This window comes from Xylanibacter sp. (assembly GCF_057607445.1).
Genome location: NZ_DBLZAX010000002.1, coordinates 175,907 through 196,938, shown reverse-complemented (window position 1 = coordinate 196,938; position 21,032 = coordinate 175,907). Strand labels below are relative to the sequence as shown.

At 47.6% G+C, this 21,032-nt stretch carries 13 protein-coding genes; all 13 read right to left on the bottom strand.

The features are described from left to right. Positions 1 to 122 precede the first annotated feature (122 nt). Positions 123 to 980 (bottom strand): DNA adenine methylase, encoded by an 858-nt coding sequence (locus ACZMIG_RS02790; protein WP_259031287.1) that lies wholly within the window; start codon positions 978 to 980, stop codon positions 123 to 125. A 78-nt stretch (positions 981 to 1,058) separates the two neighbouring features. Further along, positions 1,059 to 1,301, bottom strand: coding sequence for a hypothetical protein (locus tag ACZMIG_RS02785; protein WP_487889020.1), 243 nt, complete (start codon positions 1,299 to 1,301; stop codon positions 1,059 to 1,061). Positions 1,302 to 1,477: 176 nt separating this feature from the next. Then, positions 1,478 to 1,963 (bottom strand): DUF4376 domain-containing protein, encoded by a 486-nt coding sequence (locus tag ACZMIG_RS02780; protein ID WP_486997651.1) that lies wholly within the window; start codon positions 1,961 to 1,963, stop codon positions 1,478 to 1,480. A 1-nt stretch (position 1,964) separates the two neighbouring features. Beyond that, entirely contained in the window at positions 1,965 to 3,266 is a 1,302-nt protein-coding gene (locus ACZMIG_RS02775; RefSeq protein ID WP_487889019.1) for a DUF8468 domain-containing protein, read from the bottom strand. Positions 3,267 to 3,757: 491 nt separating this feature from the next. Next, the gene (locus ACZMIG_RS02770) at positions 3,758 to 10,732 is read right to left on the bottom strand and encodes a CotH kinase family protein (RefSeq protein ID WP_487889018.1); all 6,975 of its coding nucleotides are present in this window, start codon (positions 10,730 to 10,732) and stop codon (positions 3,758 to 3,760) included. An 8-nt stretch (positions 10,733 to 10,740) separates the two neighbouring features. Next, entirely contained in the window at positions 10,741 to 10,947 is a 207-nt protein-coding gene (locus tag ACZMIG_RS02765) for a hypothetical protein (RefSeq protein ID WP_487889017.1), read from the bottom strand. Between the two features lies 1 nt (position 10,948). After that, a complete protein-coding gene (locus tag ACZMIG_RS02760; protein WP_487889016.1) occupies positions 10,949 to 11,233 on the bottom strand; it encodes a hypothetical protein in 285 nt (94 codons plus the stop codon). Between the two features lie 6 nt (positions 11,234 to 11,239). After that, positions 11,240 to 15,241, bottom strand: a complete 4,002-nt coding sequence (locus ACZMIG_RS02755) for a hypothetical protein (protein WP_487889015.1) — start codon at positions 15,239 to 15,241, stop codon at positions 11,240 to 11,242. 33 nt (positions 15,242 to 15,274) lie between these two features. Beyond that, positions 15,275 to 15,739, bottom strand: a complete 465-nt coding sequence (locus ACZMIG_RS02750) for a hypothetical protein (protein ID WP_487889052.1) — start codon at positions 15,737 to 15,739, stop codon at positions 15,275 to 15,277. Positions 15,740 to 15,747: 8 nt separating this feature from the next. Beyond that, on the bottom strand, positions 15,748 to 19,650 hold the full coding sequence (locus ACZMIG_RS02745) for a hypothetical protein (protein WP_487889014.1): 3,903 nt from the start codon (positions 19,648 to 19,650) through the stop codon (positions 15,748 to 15,750). Then, positions 19,651 to 19,782 (bottom strand): hypothetical protein, encoded by a 132-nt coding sequence (locus ACZMIG_RS02740; protein ID WP_487889013.1) that lies wholly within the window; start codon positions 19,780 to 19,782, stop codon positions 19,651 to 19,653. A gap of 92 nt (positions 19,783 to 19,874) precedes the next feature. Further along, positions 19,875 to 20,366 carry a hypothetical protein gene (locus tag ACZMIG_RS02735; protein WP_487889012.1) on the bottom strand — a complete coding sequence of 164 codons (492 nt, stop codon included), beginning with the start codon at positions 20,364 to 20,366 and terminating at the stop codon, positions 19,875 to 19,877. 3 nt (positions 20,367 to 20,369) lie between these two features. Beyond that, the gene (locus ACZMIG_RS02730) at positions 20,370 to 20,861 is read right to left on the bottom strand and encodes a hypothetical protein (RefSeq protein WP_487889011.1); all 492 of its coding nucleotides are present in this window, start codon (positions 20,859 to 20,861) and stop codon (positions 20,370 to 20,372) included. Positions 20,862 to 21,032: the final 171 nt, after the last annotated feature.

Sequence of the window (21,032 nt, the reverse complement as noted above, 5' to 3'; positions counted from 1 at the left end):
ATGCAGCCAAAATTGGCTGCATTTTTAGTATAAATAGATTGATAAATGAGCATTAAAATGGCATTAAAATAGTAGTCGAAATACTTTCATAATTCAATAAAAATTAGTATATTTGTTTAGTGTTAAGCTGCCTTATTACAAAGAATTTCATCCTGCTTTTTATACAGCATTATGTCTGTGTATTTGGCCGCATAATTCATGTGTGCGTTGAATTCAACCTTACGACAATCTTTGAATGGATTTCCAATAGTATCATTACTTCCAAGCCATTCACATAACTCAATTATTGAAGACTTGTTAGAAGTGAAATAAACAAACGGTTTGTCCTGGAGAACAGTCAGTACATCCAGGTAGTCAGAAAGCCGCCAATACATTTTATATGTTCCTACTTCCGTTGACAAATAAGGAGGGTCAACCAAAAAAACGACACCAGGAATATCTTTATATTGTTCATATAACTCTTTGTAGTCACAGGACGTAATGGTCAAACCGCTCAGATAGTCTTTACAATCTGGATAGTCCGCCTTTCTAATGTTATTATAGAGAGTTTCTTTTCTCATCCCATCTACACTTAGCTGATACTTCATTGAAAACATCAGCGAGGAGGATATTGTTATAAAATCCACATATCCTTTTTCACGTTCCTCACGTATGATCCGTTCAAATATCCGTTCTCTTGCCTCACCTCTTATGGGCTTGCTTCTCGGAGTTTCTTTCGCTATTTCACGTAAATCTTTCAGTAAAGCATTTGTCTGTGGAATAGCCTGTAAACGGAAACGATAGCCATCATAATCATTATATACAACTTTTGCATCCGGCCTTTGATATTTGGTGATATGCGATAGCAGTCCACTTCCGCCGAACAAATCAACAAATACAGTCTTATCTTTGAACTGATCTAATACTTTTATAAACTCCTTTGCAAACATACGCTTTTGTCCCACAAATGGTAGTGGGGCTGATAGATAAAGTTTTCCCATATTTTATCATTTTATATGCACAATCATTTGTTACAAAGGTACATTCAGTGTGTAGAAAAAGTGTAAAAGCGATACAAATCATACTGCATCAAGCGTACAGTATTTTCCGAAACGCTTTATTACGTCGTAAATTTTCCGTTCACAAACTGAGTATTTATTTGCTAAGAACAAAACAATATAGATCGTTTTTTCTCCTTTACTTTTCATTGATTCATACTCGGCATATAGGTCTATATAACGAATATCATCAGGCTTTCCTCCCAGTCTTGCTATTATCTCTAATGGCTCACGATTAAATTTTAATGCCTCAAATAGTGTCATATCCAATCATTTTAATTATTTTTGCATTGCCAATCATTTATAGAACATAAAAAACGCCACGCGTGCGGCAGAGGGTATTTGCCCCCGGTCGCGCACGCGTGGCGTTTTATGTTAATAAATGATTGGCGTCTATATTAACAGGCTGGGGGCTTTTATATTTCCCCCGTAGGAATCATTCATGTGGCCTCATACAAAGCCAAGTTCAGTGCATCTTTCTTTTTCCAACCTTCTAATAAAGCATTCTGGATGTGTGCCATTGCTTTTATATAGAAACTCTGGAGTTCCTCAACCGTTTCAAACGTCCGATAACTCGGAGAATCGTCCGTACCAAATTTGAATGTCACGGGCAGATTCAAGCCGCCAGTCTGTACAGCAAGGTCATAGGCCGCTTTATAATTGAACTGGTTCTCACTTGACAACCATACAGGTTGACCATCATATTCAAACCCGCATAAGATACGTTCATCTGTTTCTGCATTATACCATCCAGACACTAACGATCGTACTTCTTCAACATGTGGCCTATGGTCAAGTTCTTCTTCCATATAAGAGGCGGAACCGTCCTCTCTTGTCTCCACGTCCCAGCGGACGCGCCATCTATTTTTCACCGGGTTCGTGCATTCCAGCACCGGAACTCCGGCACTTCCTTCTACTCGTTTCATATCAGGTAAAAACATATTTGGTCCGACCTTTGCCGAAAGTCTCGCTTTTGATTACAGTCTCAAAAGGAAAGCCGTCCGGCATTTCTCTAACTTGTGCGAGGATGTTTTTCATCTCCTCACTGTTGGTGAAGAATTTACATGCCTCCCCGTTTTTTTCGATGGCAACAATACACCTGTCTTCACCCTGTTCTGTTTTAATGCCCGTTTCAAAGTCTTTGACTATGATAGGCAGGTTTACCAACTCTCGGATACTGACGACTGATCCGGGGAACCGTTTCTTTCCGTCATCCGGTTTGTACGCAACATTCAAATCCTTAAATGATTTCATTTTTTTGCCTGTTAATTTATAAAATAACTTATTACAATCGGCGTGCTTTGCCATCCCATAAAAGGATGCTACCAGTTCACGACGCCTTCTTCTCGACTTAACCTCGTGCATTTTTCGGGCGAACTTCTGCTTGATACGTTTACGCAGCCGGACATGGTCCGGACGGATCACATAACCAAGAAAGTCTATGCCCTCGTCCACGGGGAACACCCTCTCGTTGGGCTTTATGGAAAGCCCGATAGAGTTCATCTGCCCATGAACGGCATCACGAATCTTCCATAATTCCGCTTTCGTTTCACCAAGCACGACACCGTCATCGCAATACCGGTAGAAATGACGGACACCGTACTTATCCTTCAAATAATGGTCTAAAAATACAGACAAAAGCAAGTTGCCCAGCCCCTGCGAGGAACGCAGCCCGATGCTGATGCCTTCCGGCATAAGTCGGGTGAAGTTCTCAAGCATGGCAATGAGCTTCTGGTCCTTAAATACGCGGCGGACACAATATATCACAAAATCCTGCCCAACGCTCTCATAGAACTTGGATATATCGAATTTGTAACAATACTGTGTACCTTCCGGGTCTTCACACATATCGCGGCGGATATACGTCATCAGATCGTGCATACCGCGATTCTTGATACTGGCTGAGGTTGTCCTTATAAACCGTTTCTTTAGATGTCGGTCAACAACAGACATGACTGCATGAACGGCAATACGGTCTTTCATCGTCAGAACCTGTATCCGCCGGATTTTTCCGCCTTCACATATAGTGCGCTCACGGTAATCCTTAACGGTGTAGGTTCCGGATGCTATCCGACCGGACAGTTCCTTAATGACTTCCTCCCTATGCGCAAGCAGATAACGTCCCTGGCGGCTCTTTTTACGTTTGGAGCCACGTAGGACCTGGTCAAACGAGGATGACATATTGGAATAATCTGCAACCTCTTCTACAATATAACCTTCTCTGCGCATATTACTTGTTTTTATGGAAGGTATAGGCCTTCCTTCCTCCGGGCCTGACTTCTTCGAACCCATTTAGGGCCTACCAAACTCCACCCGACACGTGATTTTTCAGCTTTCCGCCTTACTGACCGATAAGGTCATGCGCTGTTGCTGAGGCTTATCTCCCTCGGCACCGCTTTGGGGACACGTCCCCGGTGCTGTACGCCGATTATTTGATTTCCAGACGCGAGCCGACATTCGTGTTCGTGTTCGTAGCATCGTTATTCGCATTCGCATTCGACACACCGCCATTCGCGTTCGCATTGTTGTACCCGCGATAGACCACACGGCCTATTGGGAGATGCCGCCTTCCTGTTACAAAGGTAAGCAATATATGCGCAAATCAAGCATAAACGTAACGCTATCAGCCCATCACGGTGCAAGTTGACCATTTTTCAAAAAAAATCGACCGGCTTCGCCGGGAGAGTTCTTTCGCTACGCTCACGCTTTGACGCTTTGGCTTACGCCTTTTCGCTTAGCGATTTATACGCTACGACGCTCGACGCTTTGACGAGTTTTCCGCGGAAGGCCAGACGCGAGCCGACATTCGCGTGCGTGTACGTAGCATCGTAAAACGCACTCGCACTCGACACACCGCCATACGCGTTCGCATTGTTGTACCCGCGATAGACCACACGGCCGGATGATGTTGAAATGTAATACTTGTCGCAATAGTATGTTGACGAAGATCCGTTCACACTTCCGACTGGAACAACATCCATGAATTTGCCGTGTGCCACGGCTGCAGTCCACTGATCACTGCTGGTTCGGCCTTTCACGAAACGTGTCGTTCCGTCCGGCATCCAGATGCGCCATTTCCCGCTGTTACCGCTGTCGTTCGGCAAATCCACCCCATCCATCATGTCATACTTGTGGCCGAAAATGTCCTCATATCCAAGGCAACATATATTGTTTACCTGTATCACGGACGGTTCACCGTATTCATCATTTGTCTTGTACCAGGCGTATTGGTGGACAAGCCCGTCGATAAGCGAATTCGTCACTCCAGGATTAATTCCACTGGCCTCCTCGTAACCGATGGTATCGGTCATGCCATAAGGGGCAGTTCCTCCAGTAGTACGCATATTTGTGTGCTGTCCGGCACCGCACTGCTCCTGGCTGTCACGTCGGCCGTATTTCGCATAGAACAGGTTGGCGATGCGTGAATGCATCAGCGCGTCAATCTGCTGCATACCTCTTTGCTGGCTGTAGTAATGGAAATCTGACCATCCAAGACTTGCGGCGGTACTGCTGCCCGTGATACAAGCACGGAGCTTCGTGCCGACAATACTGCTGCCGACGACAGCACATAGGTGTTCATCGTTGGCAACCCATTCCGGTTCCATATCCTCTATCTTATCACTGTTGCTCAAAACCACACAGTCAAATTCAGCCGTGTTCAGGATTGAGAAATACAGGAAGGCGGCCCCTTCCGGCACATCGCAGACCAGATACATACCCGCCTCAAACTTGCTGCTCAAGGTGGGAACAATAATGGAACTTATAATGGTTCCGTCAGAACGGACGAACAGTGAGCCGACAAGGTTGGTGCCTGGTACACTTGGGAAACGGACACGCTTATGTCCAGAAACGTCAACCTTACATACGGAATAGGTGCTGTCGGTGCTGTAGGAGTTCTCCAGCGTATCCTTGCCTGTCATAATCTTACGCCCTGACTGCCATCCTCCACTGCCTTTGATGTCCTCAAGGGTCAACACGTCCACGTCCGGACATTCCGGCATATCTTCGGGACCGTTGGAACTGTAACAGCTGTAATGTTTTCCGCCAAGATAGTCATTGATGCCCTTGCTCCAGAAGAACGGTTCGTACATCATCCAATCACCTTCGGTTCCGTCCAGCTTAGCCGGAGTTCCGTCCGCATACTTGTTGCTGTCCGCGTCATCCAGGGGATAATAGGTCATTTCGCCGTCCGTATTATTCACGGCGGTATCTGTATTTGCAATGTTCACCTGACGGGAGGTCGGCATCTTTGTAACTTTTGCCAGGACACGGTGACGCTGGCCCAATATGGCTGTAATATGACCGCTCGGAACATAAGTGTTGCCGTATTTATATCCGGTCTCATTGTCAAGGTTACTGATATTGGCATCGTCGGCCACGTCGTCATCGAACTCTATCATCGTATATTCCGGCTGCCTTATGTTCAGTTCATCAAAACGTTCTGTGTACTTGTTGAATGTATCGTCGTCCAGATACTTTGTCAGGCGGTATGTACCAACGAGCTTGCAGCGTGAGTTCGTGGTATTTCCGCTTGCGTCGATACCGCCGAGCCCGGCATCATACCATTGCTTGAGGTCGCTTCCGTCACCTTCAAGCTCAACGCCTGTAATACGGACGTATTTCAGTGCTCCCCCCAAGGCGAACAGTTCCTTAAATGCGGACAGGCCGTTAATAAGAGCACAGTTCTCAATCCACAAGCCGGTAAGGTTGGCCTTGCCCTCAAAAGTGATGGAATTCCATTTCAGGTACTGCATAGAGCGCAGGATCAATGTCTGGAAATTGGCCGGGATACGCAGCTTGTTAAGAACGGCACCTTCAGCAAAGGTGATTGTCGCCAGTTTTGTGCATCCGGACGCGTTCACTTCTTCCAGACGGTTGCATCCGGACAGGTCAAGGCTCGGAAGGTTGGTGTAGTTGACCACTTCCAGCTTGCGCAGCATCGGTATCTTCGTACCAAGAACCAGCTCTGTCAGAGCGTATGTCTTTGCGCTGCTTCCCAGGATAAGCTCCTCAAGAACCGGAAGTGTCGGAAGGCTCATGTCGGTAAAGCCACCCCATGCGGACAGGTCCAGTTTCTTCATCCATTCACCTCCGTATAAATGGAAGATGGTTCCGATGTTGGCCGTCTGCCCATAAGTATAACTCCATTGCTGGTCCTTCTTAACGGCGTCATGTGTCATGGTGTCGCTTTCACGCCGGAACTCAAAATAGAAGTCACGTGCTGGAGTGGCCTTGACGGTCGCACCGGCCGCGCTGTTGCCCTTGAAAGAAATATCTGTGGCCGTATATTGTCCGGCACTATATCTCGCGTCAAAAAGCCCCATTCGGTTGCTAACCCACCAATGGCGGTGTGACTGTCGGCTTCCCTGCATGGCTTCCAAATATGAATATTTCACGTTGGTTACCGTGCCGTCCTGGTTGACTTCAACACCGATGGTCTTGGGCTCCACGTATTTATTCAGCGCATCAAGGTTGTATATACGTTCACAGAATTTTGCGCTCTGTTCGTCATCGAACATGGCGAAAATGGTACTGTTGCTCATGCGCTCCCTGATTCGTTTATAGGCGGCCGCGAGTTCGTCCGGGAACTGTTCGCGCAGGTTCTTCCAAAGGACGCTGTCGTGTCCGGCATAGGCATACACGGTCTTGTCTTCCGTTGAAAGCTCCGGGTCGGTCGTGTTTTCGTCCACATCCCAGGAATACTTCAGACGGCCGTCGTTGCGCACACCCAGAATGGTGTCACAGTCATAGAATATCATATAGGCCAGCGTTTTGTCCTTGTCCGGATCATACCAGAAGGCCATCATCATATTCTTCACACGCTGGTCCACGCATCCCATGATATCCGTAAACATATAATAGTCGCACAGGTAGTCCACATCGAACCAGTTCGCGAGCTCCGCCTTGAACTTTGCACCGTTGTTCTGTGTGCTCTTAACCCATTTTACAAGTGGCTCAAGATATTTTGGTTTCCGGGTTCCCGCCTCATATTCGGCGTTGATATCGTCATCGTCCGGGAATCGTGCCTCAAACACCTTCAGCCAGTTCGGGGTACCGTCGTCACCTTTCGTATCAAAGTCATCGTCCAGAAACATACCCATCGGGTAGTCGTTGTTCAGGAACTCCCAGCACTCGGTCGGATTGACACCGCCGAATTTATCATTCACCCATGCCTGGTCATGATATCCGGGTATGTCGCAAAAGCCGAACACAGCCTCTGTTGACTTGTCATTGTTGAAATTGAACTTGCCAAGGAACTGTGGAGTTTCGTCCAGGGTACCGCGGTAGAACAGGTAACAGGGCTCGCCGTCGATGGTTGTTCGGACATCATATCCATACTCCCCTGAACAATGTGCCTGTGCCGGGGTAAGCTCTCCGGCGGCCGTCAGGATATTCTGAACCAGCTTGGCCATACCGGTATTATGCGAGGACGAGGATTCGGCAAAGTCGGCCTTCAGGCAGAAGCAGTCAACCGGAGCTGCCGCCTTGTTGGACGTACCTGCAGGACGGAAGGAGTATTTGGCCGTTTCCTGTAATGTTCCTCCCAAGCCTTGCTCGTCACAGCCCAGATACAGGTCACCGGCCACCTTGGACGCATTCTTGAAATAAATGCGGTAGTTCTTTATCGGATAGGCAAGCGATGAGGTTCCCTGCAAACGGATACAGCCTCCGACACAACGGAAGTTCAATGCCTGGTTCCCCTTCACAACGCAAAGCATTTCGGTAACGTCATATTTCGGATCCTTGTCATTGTTGACCGCCGCCTGGAGTACTGTTGGCACACCGTTGTCCTCACGCCCGGTAACGATGATATATCTCATTCCATCCGGGACACTGTCCACGGTCACATTTCCATTCTCGTCGATGACATTGTTGCTCTCGTACATGGACATCATCATGTCGGAGCTGTCCTGGTCTATCATATAGGTTTCCAGAACTTGTGAATCACTCAGGTAGGTATCGTATGCACGGAGGAGGTAGACATCTGTTGTTGCGCCGTCTGAGCCAAGTTCTATGTATGCCGGATTCGCCTGATATATACTGTCAGATGTGGCTCTCTGAACTGAACCGGACATGATACCGTTGATATACAGGTACACCATCTCCGTATTCTGTTTTTCATATTCAGATGAACCATCTGTACTTTTCGGGAAACTCACAAATGCCACCTCATAAACCTCTCCGGAAGCCATTTTCATCGAAAGCGTACTGTTTCCCTTTGTGGTCATCCTTGCTTCCTGTGCGGTGATTACAAAACCGGTACCGGACGCATCCAGGCACTTGATGACTTCCGCATCCTCATCGACGACCTCACTGACTTTGTATTTCACGATGAAGGCAACGGCGTTGGTGACATTCTGTTCCGGCTGTTCCAGCGGCCTGTGCCGGATGGTGGCCCTCGCCGTGTCTGTCAGACGCAAGGCCTCGCCAGTCCATCCGTCACCGCCCCATTTGAATCCTTCGAACACAGTTTGAATGCCGTTATAACTCCATTCTTCACGGTTGACGTCGCTGTTGCTTCTGCCCTGTGCTGTCAGCTTGAGTGTCATGCCGTCTGTCGGCTCACTGATGTTCAGGTCGCTCTTGGACGCAATTAGGCGGAAATTATAGGTTGTCACACCGACCACTATACGGCATTGCTGTTCGCCGTATTCCGATGCCCGCAGCGTCAGGTTCTGTACCGTGAAAGGAACAGAAGCGGATGATGCCAGTGTGTCACCGACATAGACATCCGCCCTTGTCGGGGTCTCTCGCGGGTTGTAGGCTGCATACTGGAGCGTATAACTGTCGTACTGTTTAGCCTGGATATAAGGGGTTGTCCCTTTTTCTATGACCGTACCATCTGCATAATCGAACCTTGCAGACACTACAGGGGTATTGTTCCCGGCTTCACGGATGCCTACGGCAAAAAGGATACTGTTTGACTTGATGATGCTGCCGTCCGTCAGCTCCAGTTCCACCACAAGCTGTACGGTGTGGGGTCCATGTGTCAGGTTGGTTGTCGCAATACTGAAACTGCCGTTGGCCGTGGAACTGGTGATGCTCCGGTCCTCTGTGTCGGTACCGTCAACGTAACAGCGCAGGGTCTTCGTTCCGGCACCGCTCAAGGCGTATGGGATAGACAGTGTCTGCCCGCGTGTAACGGCAGTGGAAATGCTGAAGGAGCTGCTAAGGGTGAGCTGCACCACGTTGATGCTCCAGGTCACCTGGGCGACCTGCATCTCCGCACCTTCACCGACTTCTACACGTACACGCACCGTGTTGGTGCCCACGCCCATGTATTTCGTGACATCCACCGTATTTGTACTTCCTGCAGATATATTTCCGGTTAAGGTATTGGAGTTCGCGCCTTGTGTAACGGTAACCGTCACACGTGCGGGGTTTCCCGTACTTTCTCCTGTAGTGGTGTCTGTCTGGTCGTATGTGTAGGTCAGTTTCACCTCATCACCGGACTTCACCGTCTTATTTGGAGTGACACGTGTCAGTACGACCTTTGTTGTGGCAACGGTTCCGCCGCCACCACCGGTGAACATGTCACTGGTACTTATAACCTCCCCGGCTTCATTAAGGAGACTCAGGGAATAGGCTTTGTCCGAACCCTCGCCGATTTCATTCAGCTGGAGGGCGGTTCCGTAGGTAGAAGCCTTCTCGTTCATTTTGGCAGCCACCGCTTTGCCGCTCACCGGGTTGGTGGAATTCTCGTTAACTGCCTGGTCGACTTCAACCACAGGTATATCTAGGCTTACCTCGCCCTGTTCATTGGGCGTAAGGTCTGAACTTGTGGTGCCTTTCGTCACACGTATTTTCTTGATTGCATCGCCACCCCCGTAACGGTTCCAGGCTGACGAGGTCAGGAAAGACGAAATGTCCGTTCCTTCAAAACGGTAGTCGAGCCATTTCCCGGCTGACGCTTCAAAGGTTATCACCATGCCGGGCTTACTGTCATCATCGATATCGGCATCGGCAAGAGCGGCCACAGCGGTATCCTTTGTGTAATAGCCGGAGCCGAGAGGGTGTAGCTGTGTAACATTGTAGAAACCGCTGCCGGAACCGCCACCGCTGGCCTTGACAAGTGTGTTTTCCTCATCACTCCAAACATATACAGTTTCACCATACAGATATAGTTTGTCTTTCAATATGCTACTCCTCGTATCATCAAGATACATGTCCGCACCCAGCCAATTATTATAGAATCTTGACATTGTCATACTGCCGGCAAAATACGCAAAAACACCTTTGCTCTTGACAAAAGCGACTCTACCGTCATTCCCTGAGTATGACATCAATTCAATTTTTGCGTCTTCGACAACCATGTCAAATCTGGCTGTAGCCCCCTTCATTGCAGCCTTTGCCGTATCTTCGTATGAGGCTGCTGCTTCCTGAGCCACCGCTGCAGCAGCATTTGCCTTGCTTGCAGATTCGTTTGCAGTGGCTGCCGCTGAATTGGCCGCATTCTTGGCTTCTTCGGCGGTTTGTGCGGCCTTGTTGGCAGTCTGTGCGGCTTCTTCTGCTTTGGTCGCTGCATCGGTTGCCGGCTTCTGTAATAATGAAACTGGTACTGATACAAGCTCATTTCCCTTAACGGCAGGAAGTGAGTTGACACCGTTTAGCGATGTTACCTCTTCCAGTTCCTGCACGCCCTGGCTCTCTGCCTTGATTGCGTTGAGAACCTGCTGTATATCTTCTTGTGACATTGCCATAATTATTTCTCCTTTTTATGAATTGTTTTGTATGGGAAAAATTTATAAGTTTTTCTTTCCGCACTTTTAACGGCTTCTTTTGATGCCTTCTTGAAAAGTTCTATTCTGGCATTGAAAATTGAGTCCGCCTTTTGAAAAGAATCTGTAAGCCTTTTGTCTGTATTGCATGTTGCAACCACAAGTACAACCATTATCGTATCTGTTACCATACTATTCAACGTTATCTTGTTCTTTGTCTATCTGTTCGAATAACCCGTCAATAAAATTGGGGGCGCACATTCTTTCTGCGACTTCCTTTATTAACCTAATTTCATCCGGGGAATACTCTGTCTCTCCATCACTTTGGTAAATTTTCATTGCCAAAGCATGGGCACGGATACCGTTCACATTTAGGTAAATCAGATTTGCGAAACTTTCCCTTGCATCGCCGATTTGCCTATTCTTCTTATCTATCCCTGTCGGGACCGAAAACCGTTGAAAATTCAATTTTACCATATTATTCTAACTTGAATGATTTAATATCTGATATCTGAACCCGTCAATTTTAGTGATAAGCACAATGATGGAATCACCCGGTGCCATCTCATAATCCTGACTGGTTTCGTTGTGATTGTATATCCCTTTAAGTATGATGTTCTTTGAACCGGTACGCACACGAAAAACAACAATTGCTGCGAAATCATTAGGAAGAGAGGACATACCGAACTGTCTTGCGACGCTGCTTTCCGTGGGCAACGATACCTCAGTCTTAGCATAGTTTGGATCATTGTAATACAACAGGATGATGTTGTTCTGCGAAAAGTCCACGGTATAAGTGTCGCCTGTAAAATTCAGTATCTTTGCCTTTGTGGTAATGAACGCCGGAGCCATCAGTGCAGCGTCAGAATAGATACCGTAATTCTTCGTGCCACCGCTAACGTTTATGAATAATCCGTAATTTGCTTGGTCGAATCCGTATGCGCCATAAGTATTCGCAGCTTCATTTACAATTCGTCCAGCAGCGGTAAATGCTCCACCTGCAGTACCAGGTATTACGTCATTACCAAACATTACATAACCATTAGATCCACCCACACGTATGAAGTCATCATATATGGCCAGTGAACCGCCTCCGCCCGATGCAGAGGCTGCAGAGCCGATACGTCCATTTGCTATCTCAAACCCACCAATACGGCCAACGTTAGCTTCAAACGAACCGTCCGCGAGAATCTTGAAATAACTGTTGGCAGTTACAACTCCCTCAAGGCTGATACTTGATGCTTTTATTTTCACCCCTTCGGCACCGGCACCGACAAAAGACTTCAGATTGCCATCCTCATCTATTGCAAAAAGTCCGGCAGTGTCCTTTTTAGTTATCAAACCGGCACCTGAAATAAGCTGACCGTTTTCATCAAATAAGCCAGATGATATTAGGTTCATGTCGGCCTTTGTAACTATCTGGGAGCTTTCAATAATGTTGCCGTCCTTGTCAAAGTTGGCAGCTGCTATCTTTACCAGCTTCTCAGACTGTTCGAACAGCGTTTTGTATTTGTATGCCAAGGCCTCTGCACGGTCGGTACTCAACACCATCATGTACAGGTATATTTCACCCGTGAAGGACAGTTTGAAGTCGCCTGTTCCATTCCATAATCCGGAGTGATTGAATATCTGGTATCCGTCCGTAACGTCAAGTTCGCCATCGTAGGAAAACTCGTTGAAATTCTCGAAACCGGATTTATCCAGTCCTTCGAACTTGATGATCATCCGTCCGGCTTTTGCTACGCGATAGAAGAAACTCAAATATACGGCTTCCGGTTTTTTCTGTCCCTCATCATTTATATCGTTGTAGTCGGGAATAAAGCGAAAGTTCTCATGCTTCTGGAGGATATATTTGTTCCGGATAAATACAGTAGTACGTCCGTCATCGGTCTTGACAGTGGCGTAATTGGTCTTATCGGACAAAGGTGCTCCGTTCGCCCAAATCCACTTGCTGCCCAGCAGGAAGAAGGTCGCCTCGTTCTCGGTATCCCATTTGTTCATTCCATTTCCGAATGACGCGTTGTCCAGGTAACTCTTATCTTCCGTGAAGTCTTTTCGCAAACCTTCTACGGCAGCTTCTATTTTTCCTTCAGTTATTTCAAAACGAGTCAGGATGTCCTCGCCGGTAGTCAGAACGAACGTCCCCATCAGGTACACATTATCACCATACAACCCGTTACCGTGCGGCTGATTGTCTGCAGGGAACCGGCTGTCGCTGATTCCGTCCAGATTACCAAGGCGAACGCGCAGACAGTCATTGAAGTTCTTGGCACACACACCGTCCAGTACGTCCACACGCGGCTGTCCGTCCTCGGTGGCCGCAATGGAGATGAGGTTCTGGCGAAGCCGGTTCTGCGTGTTGCCCATCAACACACATTCGTCGCCTTCTTTCGGCTCCACACCGCCGAACTCGCTCACGGGTACAGTGATGCTATTCCCGTCCGAGGCGGACACTTCGACCCAGTAACCGCGTAAGGATGCGCCGGTGAACTCCGCGCAGCGCATCAGGTCGTGCGCTACGAATTCATTGTCCTGCTCGAATGTGATTTTATAGTTGTCTCCATCCTTCGCTACAGTCTTTATTTTACCGCTGGCCGCACTGACGACAAATTGACCGCCAATGCTGCGCACCTTCTGGATGAGCAGTTCCAGGGCTACCAGCGTCTGTCTGATGGTCACCTTGTCGATGGTCAGGTTGCTTAGCCCCGTCAGTGCGTCCATCCATAACTGCCAACCCTCTCCGGTCATACCGTCCACGAATTTCAATGAGCGCAGCAATTCACGGATGACTGCGGTCAGCCATTCGGCATTACCGTCACCGTCCACCGTTGCACCGCTTTCTCCGGCTTCATACTTGCCGAAGTCGGCCCCCTTCAGGAAACGTATCTTTTCTTGTGCGGTATCCTCGCGTAGCCTGCTCAGTGCTTCCTTCAATGTCCTGCGTGCCGAGAACACATTGTTGTCGGTTGGGTAAGTGTTATCCCAGCTGCGTATCAGGTCTGGGAAGCTCCCGGACATGGCAGTCTTGACATAATTCTTCGCATCGGTGATGCTGTCGCTTATGGCTTCCATTGTTCCGGTGCTTGTCGCATCACTTATCTCGATATCCATCTGCGAAGGCAGGTTCACTTTTCGTGTGACCTTTGTAATGCGGCTGTTTCGGAAACCCGTTTCCGGAAAGTATTTGCTACTTTCCAGACGGACACGACGACCGATGTACAGGTCTATTCCGTGTTCCTCGATATAGACATGGTCCGTAGGTGATTTGTAACAGCTTACATCAATGGCGTGTTCCTCATTATATTTGTCAACTGCCTGCTTGAACTCCTGCTCCGCCAGTGGATAATACTCATCCGGCATGCGTATATTCCAAAGGATATATTTGTCTCCGACTTTAGGTATCAGGGTGTCATTCGGAAGCTGAGTGTCATCATCATACGGCCAGATGGTTATGATTTCAAATTCGCGCGTATCACTATTGAAGTTAACCTCAAAATAATATGTTCCGTTTTCTTCATCACCAAGACCAGCCAGTTCACTGCCTTCCTGGAATGACACACGTTTTACTTTACCGCCGATTTCATAATCGTTCGGATCGAATCCCATGCTGTCATCACGGAAATAATATATTTTGAATGGGTTACCGTCCTCGCCTGTAACCTGTTCACTTCTCACACCGGTTACAGTACCAATGCGCTTCGGATAAATATCTGCGAAAGCGTCAGCCTCGTAATGATGCCAGATGCCATATTTTTCAACATTGACATCAATATGCTTTTCACCGTTCGGAAGTTGGAGGCGTGAATGTCCGTATCGCTCCGGATCTATATTCCGGCTGCTTCCTATCGGATATAAACGGGTGTAAAACTTTACATTGTCCGCCATGTCACATTCCAGGGAAGTCAGCCCCTTGCCGTAAGCCAGTGTCACTTCCTCCCCATGCTCACACCGGCACACATTGACGGTCTGCCCCTCACACCACCATTCAGCACGGTTCCCGGCTTTCTCTGCCACCTCTTTCAGTGCCTCGTCACAGTATTTACCTTCATAGTCGATAACGATGTTTTCCGTGCCTTCCACCGTTCCGACTTTCCAGTCGGTGGTATTGTTCATCCCGTTGTTGATGCTCTTCACAATCAGGGCGACATGTTCTCTTGGTGGGGCGGTCAAAGTAAAAACCGGCTCATCGTCCCCGTCAGTATCATTCAATACGAGAAAACGTTTCAGAAGGCTTTCGATTCCGTACAGCTTTACATCATACTTCCACTCAACGGTGGACAGCTGCTCCGGCTTGTATTGCTCCATGAGCCAGTAGCGTTCGCCCTGGAATTCTGTGTAATCGTTCACCTCAAGCGCAATATGCTCGTACAAGGTAAAGGACAGGGTGAGAATATTGTCGCCCTGTATCTCCTTGACCTGTGTACTGTTGTCATCTGTTGCTATCTGTGCCTTTGCAATGCCGTCACTTCCGTATATTGTTATCATATTCTAATGCCGTTTCTAATGCCGTTTAATGTCTTATAATTGAGGCTGCGGTTCGCGGAAAGTCACGTAAAACCTGCTGGCCTGTTTCCCCTCCTTCCAAAGGTATGTCAGGGGTTCGTAGTCGCTCGATTCTTTGTAGAATACATGCAATGTCATATCAAGGTCAGGGAAGAAAATATCCAGCCATCCGTCATCCCCTTGTTTAAGATATGAGATAAATTCTCTGTATTGCGAGAGCCAGGTTTTCCGTGTGTCTGCGTATATGGCGAAGTAGAGCTTTACATCACGAGCCTGGTTTTTCACGTTCAAAACTGACGAATATCTTTCTCCGTTCTCTTCGCGAATATCTACCGCAACGTGTGTCTTGGTTTTGGACGGGGCCATAATAGCCTTCAGGTTGTTCCTGTCGCCACGTTTTTTCTCCACCAGGAAGGCACCAAATACCTTCCAAATATCCGTCCCGTTCACTAACACCTTATCTCCGAGTATATTATCCATTTCCATCGTTACTTCATTTTAAGTCCATCGCGTATAATTTTCTTAATATCCTCCTTTATATCAGCAAGATGTCTTGCACTATTTCCTGTGTTTTCTTCGATGCGACTGAGATGGTCGAGAGCAGTTCCCATTTGCGAAGAAACATCTTGTATCTGTTCGTCCATACTGGCCCAATGCATAAGTCCGGAGGTGAACATACCCTCCAGTTTTGTACCTTGCTCTTGGTTCATAGCATTGAAACTCCCCGACTTGCCAGTCTGTGTCGTGCCGTCGCTGTCTGAGTTGATGAACCCAGCCTGGATCATCGCATCTCGCCAATCTACACCTTTTTCCGCTATCGCCTCATTCATCTTTCGTATCGCCTCAATCTCATCCTCGTCCAAACCATCCGGAGCCGCATCTGCAATGTAGTCGTATAATGCCTTGATGTCCTCCTGCAGCACCTCGTTTACGAATGCTTCCGTTAGCGCATCCGATATCGTACTGTTGATGAAGTCTGCAAAATCCTCTGTCGTACTCTCAGCATCTTTCAGCATCTCTTTGTACTTGTTAAGGAAACCGTCCCATGTGTATCCCGTTAACTTCTCGTTCAGCGCACCTGTCAGTTCTTCCAATGTTCCAGCACGTTCAATATATTCGTCCACTTCATCTTTTGGGTTTTTATGTCCATCGCCACTGAACAACTGCTGCCACTCTGCAGGATTACTGTCACGGAGTAGCTTCATCTGTTCTGGTGTTAAGTTCCACAAATCACCCGTGTTGTCAACTGTTATGTTGATTCCATTTCGCCGAAGTGTTTCCGTGAAAGCGTCCCAGCCGGCCCAGTCGCTTCCAGGAGAATGAGAATTGAAACTCTTTTTGCCACCGAGCCCGAGAAATCCATAACCTGTATTGGTCCATGCCGATGCTAAATTCTTTATTATCTCGCGTTGGTTATTTTCCCATTCCAACTCCGCTTCACGTGCATCGTTGTAGTAGTCTATACTTTCCTTGTTCGTTGTATCACCTTTGCCAATGCGTTCGGTCAATCCATCAATACTTTCTTTCAAATATTCGTTGCTCTCCGTCAGGCGGTTCACTGTCTCCATGACTTCCTTGTCGTTGCCACCGAGCCACGAACCCAGACCCCCAAAAGTCAGCGTGTCGAGGATATTCCCGACACCATTGACAACAGACTGCAGAGGCTTGGTTATGATGCCCCCGCTGAAAATGTCGTCAAGAACACCGCCGACGGAACCGAGAACAGTGTCTATAAGGTTCGACACAATACCGCCAACTCCATCCTTCGCCAGCATGTCCAGTACGCCGAGGATGGCTGATATGATTTCACCAGCAAGCCCGGAGTCTCCCAACGCAGCCGTAAGGGTGTTGGCAGCTTCACTGTCTTTCCCAAGCAATGATTGGAATCCTTTTGCAAGGGCGTTGCCTGCCTTTTCAGTCACCTTTCCTCCGAATAGCTTGTCAAGTTGCATTGTACCATTTCCAATGCCCTGCAGGCTATCGGAAGAAAGCCCGCGCAGTCCGGCGGCGAGATTCTCGAACATGCTCTTGGCCTTCAATGCGGATGAATTCAGGTTTGATGTTGCGCCTTGTACCTGCGAGCCAAAGGCATTGACCTGTTCGGATGCGTCCATATATGCTGCCTTTGTTTCATCAACTGCTACCTGCGTGGCCTGTATCATGCCGCTGTTCCCGCTACGGACGGCGGCGTCGTGCGCTTGTTGAGCGTTTACATAATCCGCCTCGGCTTTCCGAGCGGCTTCAACTGCTGCCGTATATTCCTGCATGGCCGACTGGTAGGTCTTTATGTCATCTGAGACATGTTTGAATATGTCACTGTCCCAAACGGCATTTGACTGCTCCAGCCTGTTGATGAGCTCATACAGCGTTTTCTGTTCGTCTATGTCCGACTGCTTGAATGCATCGCTTTGTGCAATGGCCTTCAGCCTGTCGATGGTCGGCTTTAGCTGCTCCTTGAACATCGTGCCGAACTCTCCGAAAACACTTCCCCAATCTATATCCTGCCTTATGGCATTGATCTCGATCTGTTGCAACAAGCGGTCTCTTTCGGCGGTGAGGGACAAACGTTCCCCATTTGTCTGAGCCTTATTTATCTTTTCTGCATATTCTTCGGCAATGGCGAGTTTCTTCTGTTGGTACGTGCCGTACTCTTTCAGATAGTCGCGCATAGTCCTTACCTCGGCAAGGTAAACTTCGTTTGTCCGCCGTTGCTGCTCCTTGGCCGCGTTATCACGCGCTGTCTGCAAAGCGTCCTGTTGTTGCCGCGTAAGGCCGTTTGTAAGTCCAGGAGTCCCTGCCTCCTTATTCTTTTTCCTGAACTCGTCTTCCTGACGGTTAATTTCGTCAAGCCTCTTCTTATAGTCGTTGTCAATTTCCCTAAGTTTCTTTTCTGTGCCTTCCTGCATCAGGGAGATTTCGTCGTCTTGATTCTTCCGTTGTAATTCAAGGAGATCATTATTCATTTCTTCCATGGCAGCCTTTCGCTTCCCGACGACATTTTTGTCTGTTGTATCGATTTTTTCTTTTTGGGCATCGTATGTCTTTAGCCCCAGACTGTCATATACTGCCTGTTCAGCTTCTGTTTGTTGCTTTATGCCTTCCGTGGCCCTGCTAACAATACTATCAAGCTGGCTCCTTGCCTCTTCATTGTTTTTTTTCAGGCGGTTTGCAGCCTCCCGACTGCGTTGGGCATTTATCTTTGCAGCACCAGAAGCTGTCAAAACGTAAGCCTGTACCGCATTATTGGAAAAGTTTTTATAATCAATACCTTCAGTCAGATTTGCCAATTCTGACAACTTGAAATCTTTTTGCCCGAAAGTGGAGTAAGACTGTCTGTCTTTAGCTATGGTATAGTATCCGCCTCCGGCCACAGTAGACTTATTGTATTCCGTCTGTTTTATATATCTTTGTGTGGCATCTGTTATTTCCTGTTCGTATGCCGCAGCCTTAGCCCTTGCAACCAACGCGTTAACTACTGCATCTGTGTTTTTTACAAATAGGTTCTCAGCATCGGTTACATTATTTATTGAAAATCCGAGCCCGTGAAAAGCGTCCTCATTATCCTTGACGGACTTCTTTTTCGCGTTCATATTGTCACCAAGTGCTTTGTATTCGCGTGCGAGTCTTTGGTACGCGGCTATATTCTCTCCAGCTGTCGTGGCAACACTATTACGCCATTCATCGTTCAACTTTCTTACATATTCGTTGAATTTCTCCTGTGACTCACGTGTTTCATCCAATGCGTCTTTGGTAGTGAATAATCCTTTCACCCATTCCACAATTTCATCACCATACATAACCAATAGCATGATACCGGTAGTTAATGCAGTCTGCCATGAAAACAACGAGGAAAGGACTTGCTTCCATACAGGAGTTCCCTTTTGCCCAGAAGCAACCAGAGCGTCGTATTCCTTCCGCGCCCTTGCCAGTTCGTCCGTGAATACCGGTAGGTTGTTGCTTATGGCAAGAAAGAACATTTGGGGGCCCATAGCAAGTGAGGGCATTTCTCTCGCTATCTGTTGAATACTCATGTTAAGGCCATTATATTGTTTTATGACCTGCTCAGTACCACGAGGAATGGTACCTGTATTTTCTGCCGTTTCGTCCAATGCCTTCAATTGAGTCTGCAACTCCTTTATCTTTGCTTCCACTTGTTCTATGGCTGCAATGTTCTTGCTTTGGTCAAGATCTGGATTTGCCTCTTCACCTGCCTTTTTCATAGCCGCAAGCTGTACGTTGAGTGCACCGATAGCAGTGTCAAGGATACGCACACGTTCTGCCGTACTGGTGGCCTTGTCCATCAGCATATCCAAATTGCGTTGCATTCCTTCAAGACCCGTACTAAAGCGATCTTTCAATAATATCTCTATTTCTACCGGTTTTGTTGCCATTTATTTCTTTAAGTTGCTTTGGAAAAATCCTATAATATCTTTTGCTTCATCCTCAGCGCTCTTACCCTCTTTCTTCTTACGTACATAGCGTGGGGCATCTGCAAGCATCATTATAAGAGTCTGGTAATTCATTCCTTCCAGAATGTAATCTACACTCCATCCTGTCGCACTGGCTACCTGCCAGACAAATCCGAAGGGGCTATGAGAGGGCTCGTAGACCGTCTTTAACTCCCCATCTTTTTTTGGCTCAGTCTCAGCTTCATCGGATTCGTCCTCTCTGCTGATCTGATAATACTCATAAAAGGGTCGGTACCTAAAAGCAGCACGAAGTTCTGCATCGCCGCCTCCATATAGGCAGGCTCCATGAATTGGCGCACCCACCATGCAGTCAGTCCCACAAAAAGATGTCTGCTCCACCAGCCACGGCACAGGGTGTAAGCAATCATTCTACTCACAGCCTTACCATGTACGGCAATGAAGGACATCTCTTCGTCCTTGGTGAACTTCTTCATTTCAGCCGCAGACACACCCAAAGATATATAAACCTTTGACAGTCGTATCAGTCCCCCCAAACGAGGACGACGCATTACTATACGTAGCTTTAACGGCTTCTTTCTGAATGGTATTCGTACTTCTTTTAAGGGGACGGACACGCCCCTGTCTAACAAGGCGGCCGCCCCCTCATGCTGAATAATACGCTCTGTATCCTTGTCCATACGTTAATCTTCTACTGTGTCGTTGATTTCGTATGGTGCAGTATCCGGTTCTTCCGGTTTGTTCACCTTGAGCTGGCATTCCAGCTTAGACACTTCGGTCAGCGTCAGCTTTCCGCCTAAGTTTGCCATGATTGTACCATTAGGTATCGTCATGGTCTGTCCACTCACGAACTTGATTTTCCACGGACCGCTCAATTGCACAAGGCTTGTCGGTGCTTTCCAGCCAGTATAGCTTCCTACTGATCCGACCAACGTGCCACCCAGAACAGCCTGAATATTCTCATAATCCAACTGGATAAGGTTAAATGTCGGTGCAATAGTCGCGTTTTTGTTGGCTAACGTAAAAACCGGGGCATCCTGAACTTGTTCGGCTTCCAAATCCGTACTCTCAGGCTTCGTGCCTCCCCAGTCCCAGCTTCCTTTTTCGATATAACCGATTTCCTGTTCATTGAATGTTACCACGGCAATGCCGTATATGAATTTTTTATTTGCCATCTTTATTCCGTTTTAGATTGATATATATCACTATTGTTGTCAAAATACTCAATAGTATTCCTATCCCGAATCCATAAAAGAACGTTTTAACGGGATTCGAACGCTGTTTTACTTCCGTTTCGTACAGACTGGCCATTTCCTCGTAAGCCTTCTGATATGATGCGGATTTCC

Excerpts from the sequence above, each read along its gene's own strand:
- ACZMIG_RS02785 (WP_487889020.1), bottom strand. The coding sequence starts at position 1,301 with ATGACACTATTTGAGGCATTAAAATTTAATCGTGAGCCATTAGAGATA.
- ACZMIG_RS02740 (WP_487889013.1), bottom strand. The coding sequence starts at position 19,782 with ATGAATTACCAGACTCTTATAATGATGCTTGCAGATGCCCCACGCTAT.
- ACZMIG_RS02750 (WP_487889052.1), bottom strand. The coding sequence starts at position 15,739 with ATGGATAATATACTCGGAGATAAGGTGTTAGTGAACGGGACGGATATT.
- ACZMIG_RS02765 (WP_487889017.1), bottom strand. The coding sequence starts at position 10,947 with ATGGTAACAGATACGATAATGGTTGTACTTGTGGTTGCAACATGCAAT.
- ACZMIG_RS02745 (WP_487889014.1), bottom strand. The coding sequence starts at position 19,650 with ATGGCAACAAAACCGGTAGAAATAGAGATATTATTGAAAGATCGCTTT.
- ACZMIG_RS02770 (WP_487889018.1), bottom strand. The coding sequence starts at position 10,732 with ATGTCACAAGAAGATATACAGCAGGTTCTCAACGCAATCAAGGCAGAG.
- ACZMIG_RS02735 (WP_487889012.1), bottom strand. The coding sequence starts at position 20,366 with ATGGACAAGGATACAGAGCGTATTATTCAGCATGAGGGGGCGGCCGCC.
- ACZMIG_RS02775 (WP_487889019.1), bottom strand. The coding sequence starts at position 3,266 with ATGCGCAGAGAAGGTTATATTGTAGAAGAGGTTGCAGATTATTCCAAT.
- ACZMIG_RS02755 (WP_487889015.1), bottom strand. The coding sequence starts at position 15,241 with ATGATAACAATATACGGAAGTGACGGCATTGCAAAGGCACAGATAGCA.
- ACZMIG_RS02730 (WP_487889011.1), bottom strand. The coding sequence starts at position 20,861 with ATGGCAAATAAAAAATTCATATACGGCATTGCCGTGGTAACATTCAAT.
- ACZMIG_RS02760 (WP_487889016.1), bottom strand. The coding sequence starts at position 11,233 with ATGGTAAAATTGAATTTTCAACGGTTTTCGGTCCCGACAGGGATAGAT.
- ACZMIG_RS02790 (WP_259031287.1), bottom strand. The coding sequence starts at position 980 with ATGGGAAAACTTTATCTATCAGCCCCACTACCATTTGTGGGACAAAAG.
- ACZMIG_RS02780 (WP_486997651.1), bottom strand. The coding sequence starts at position 1,963 with ATGAAACGAGTAGAAGGAAGTGCCGGAGTTCCGGTGCTGGAATGCACG.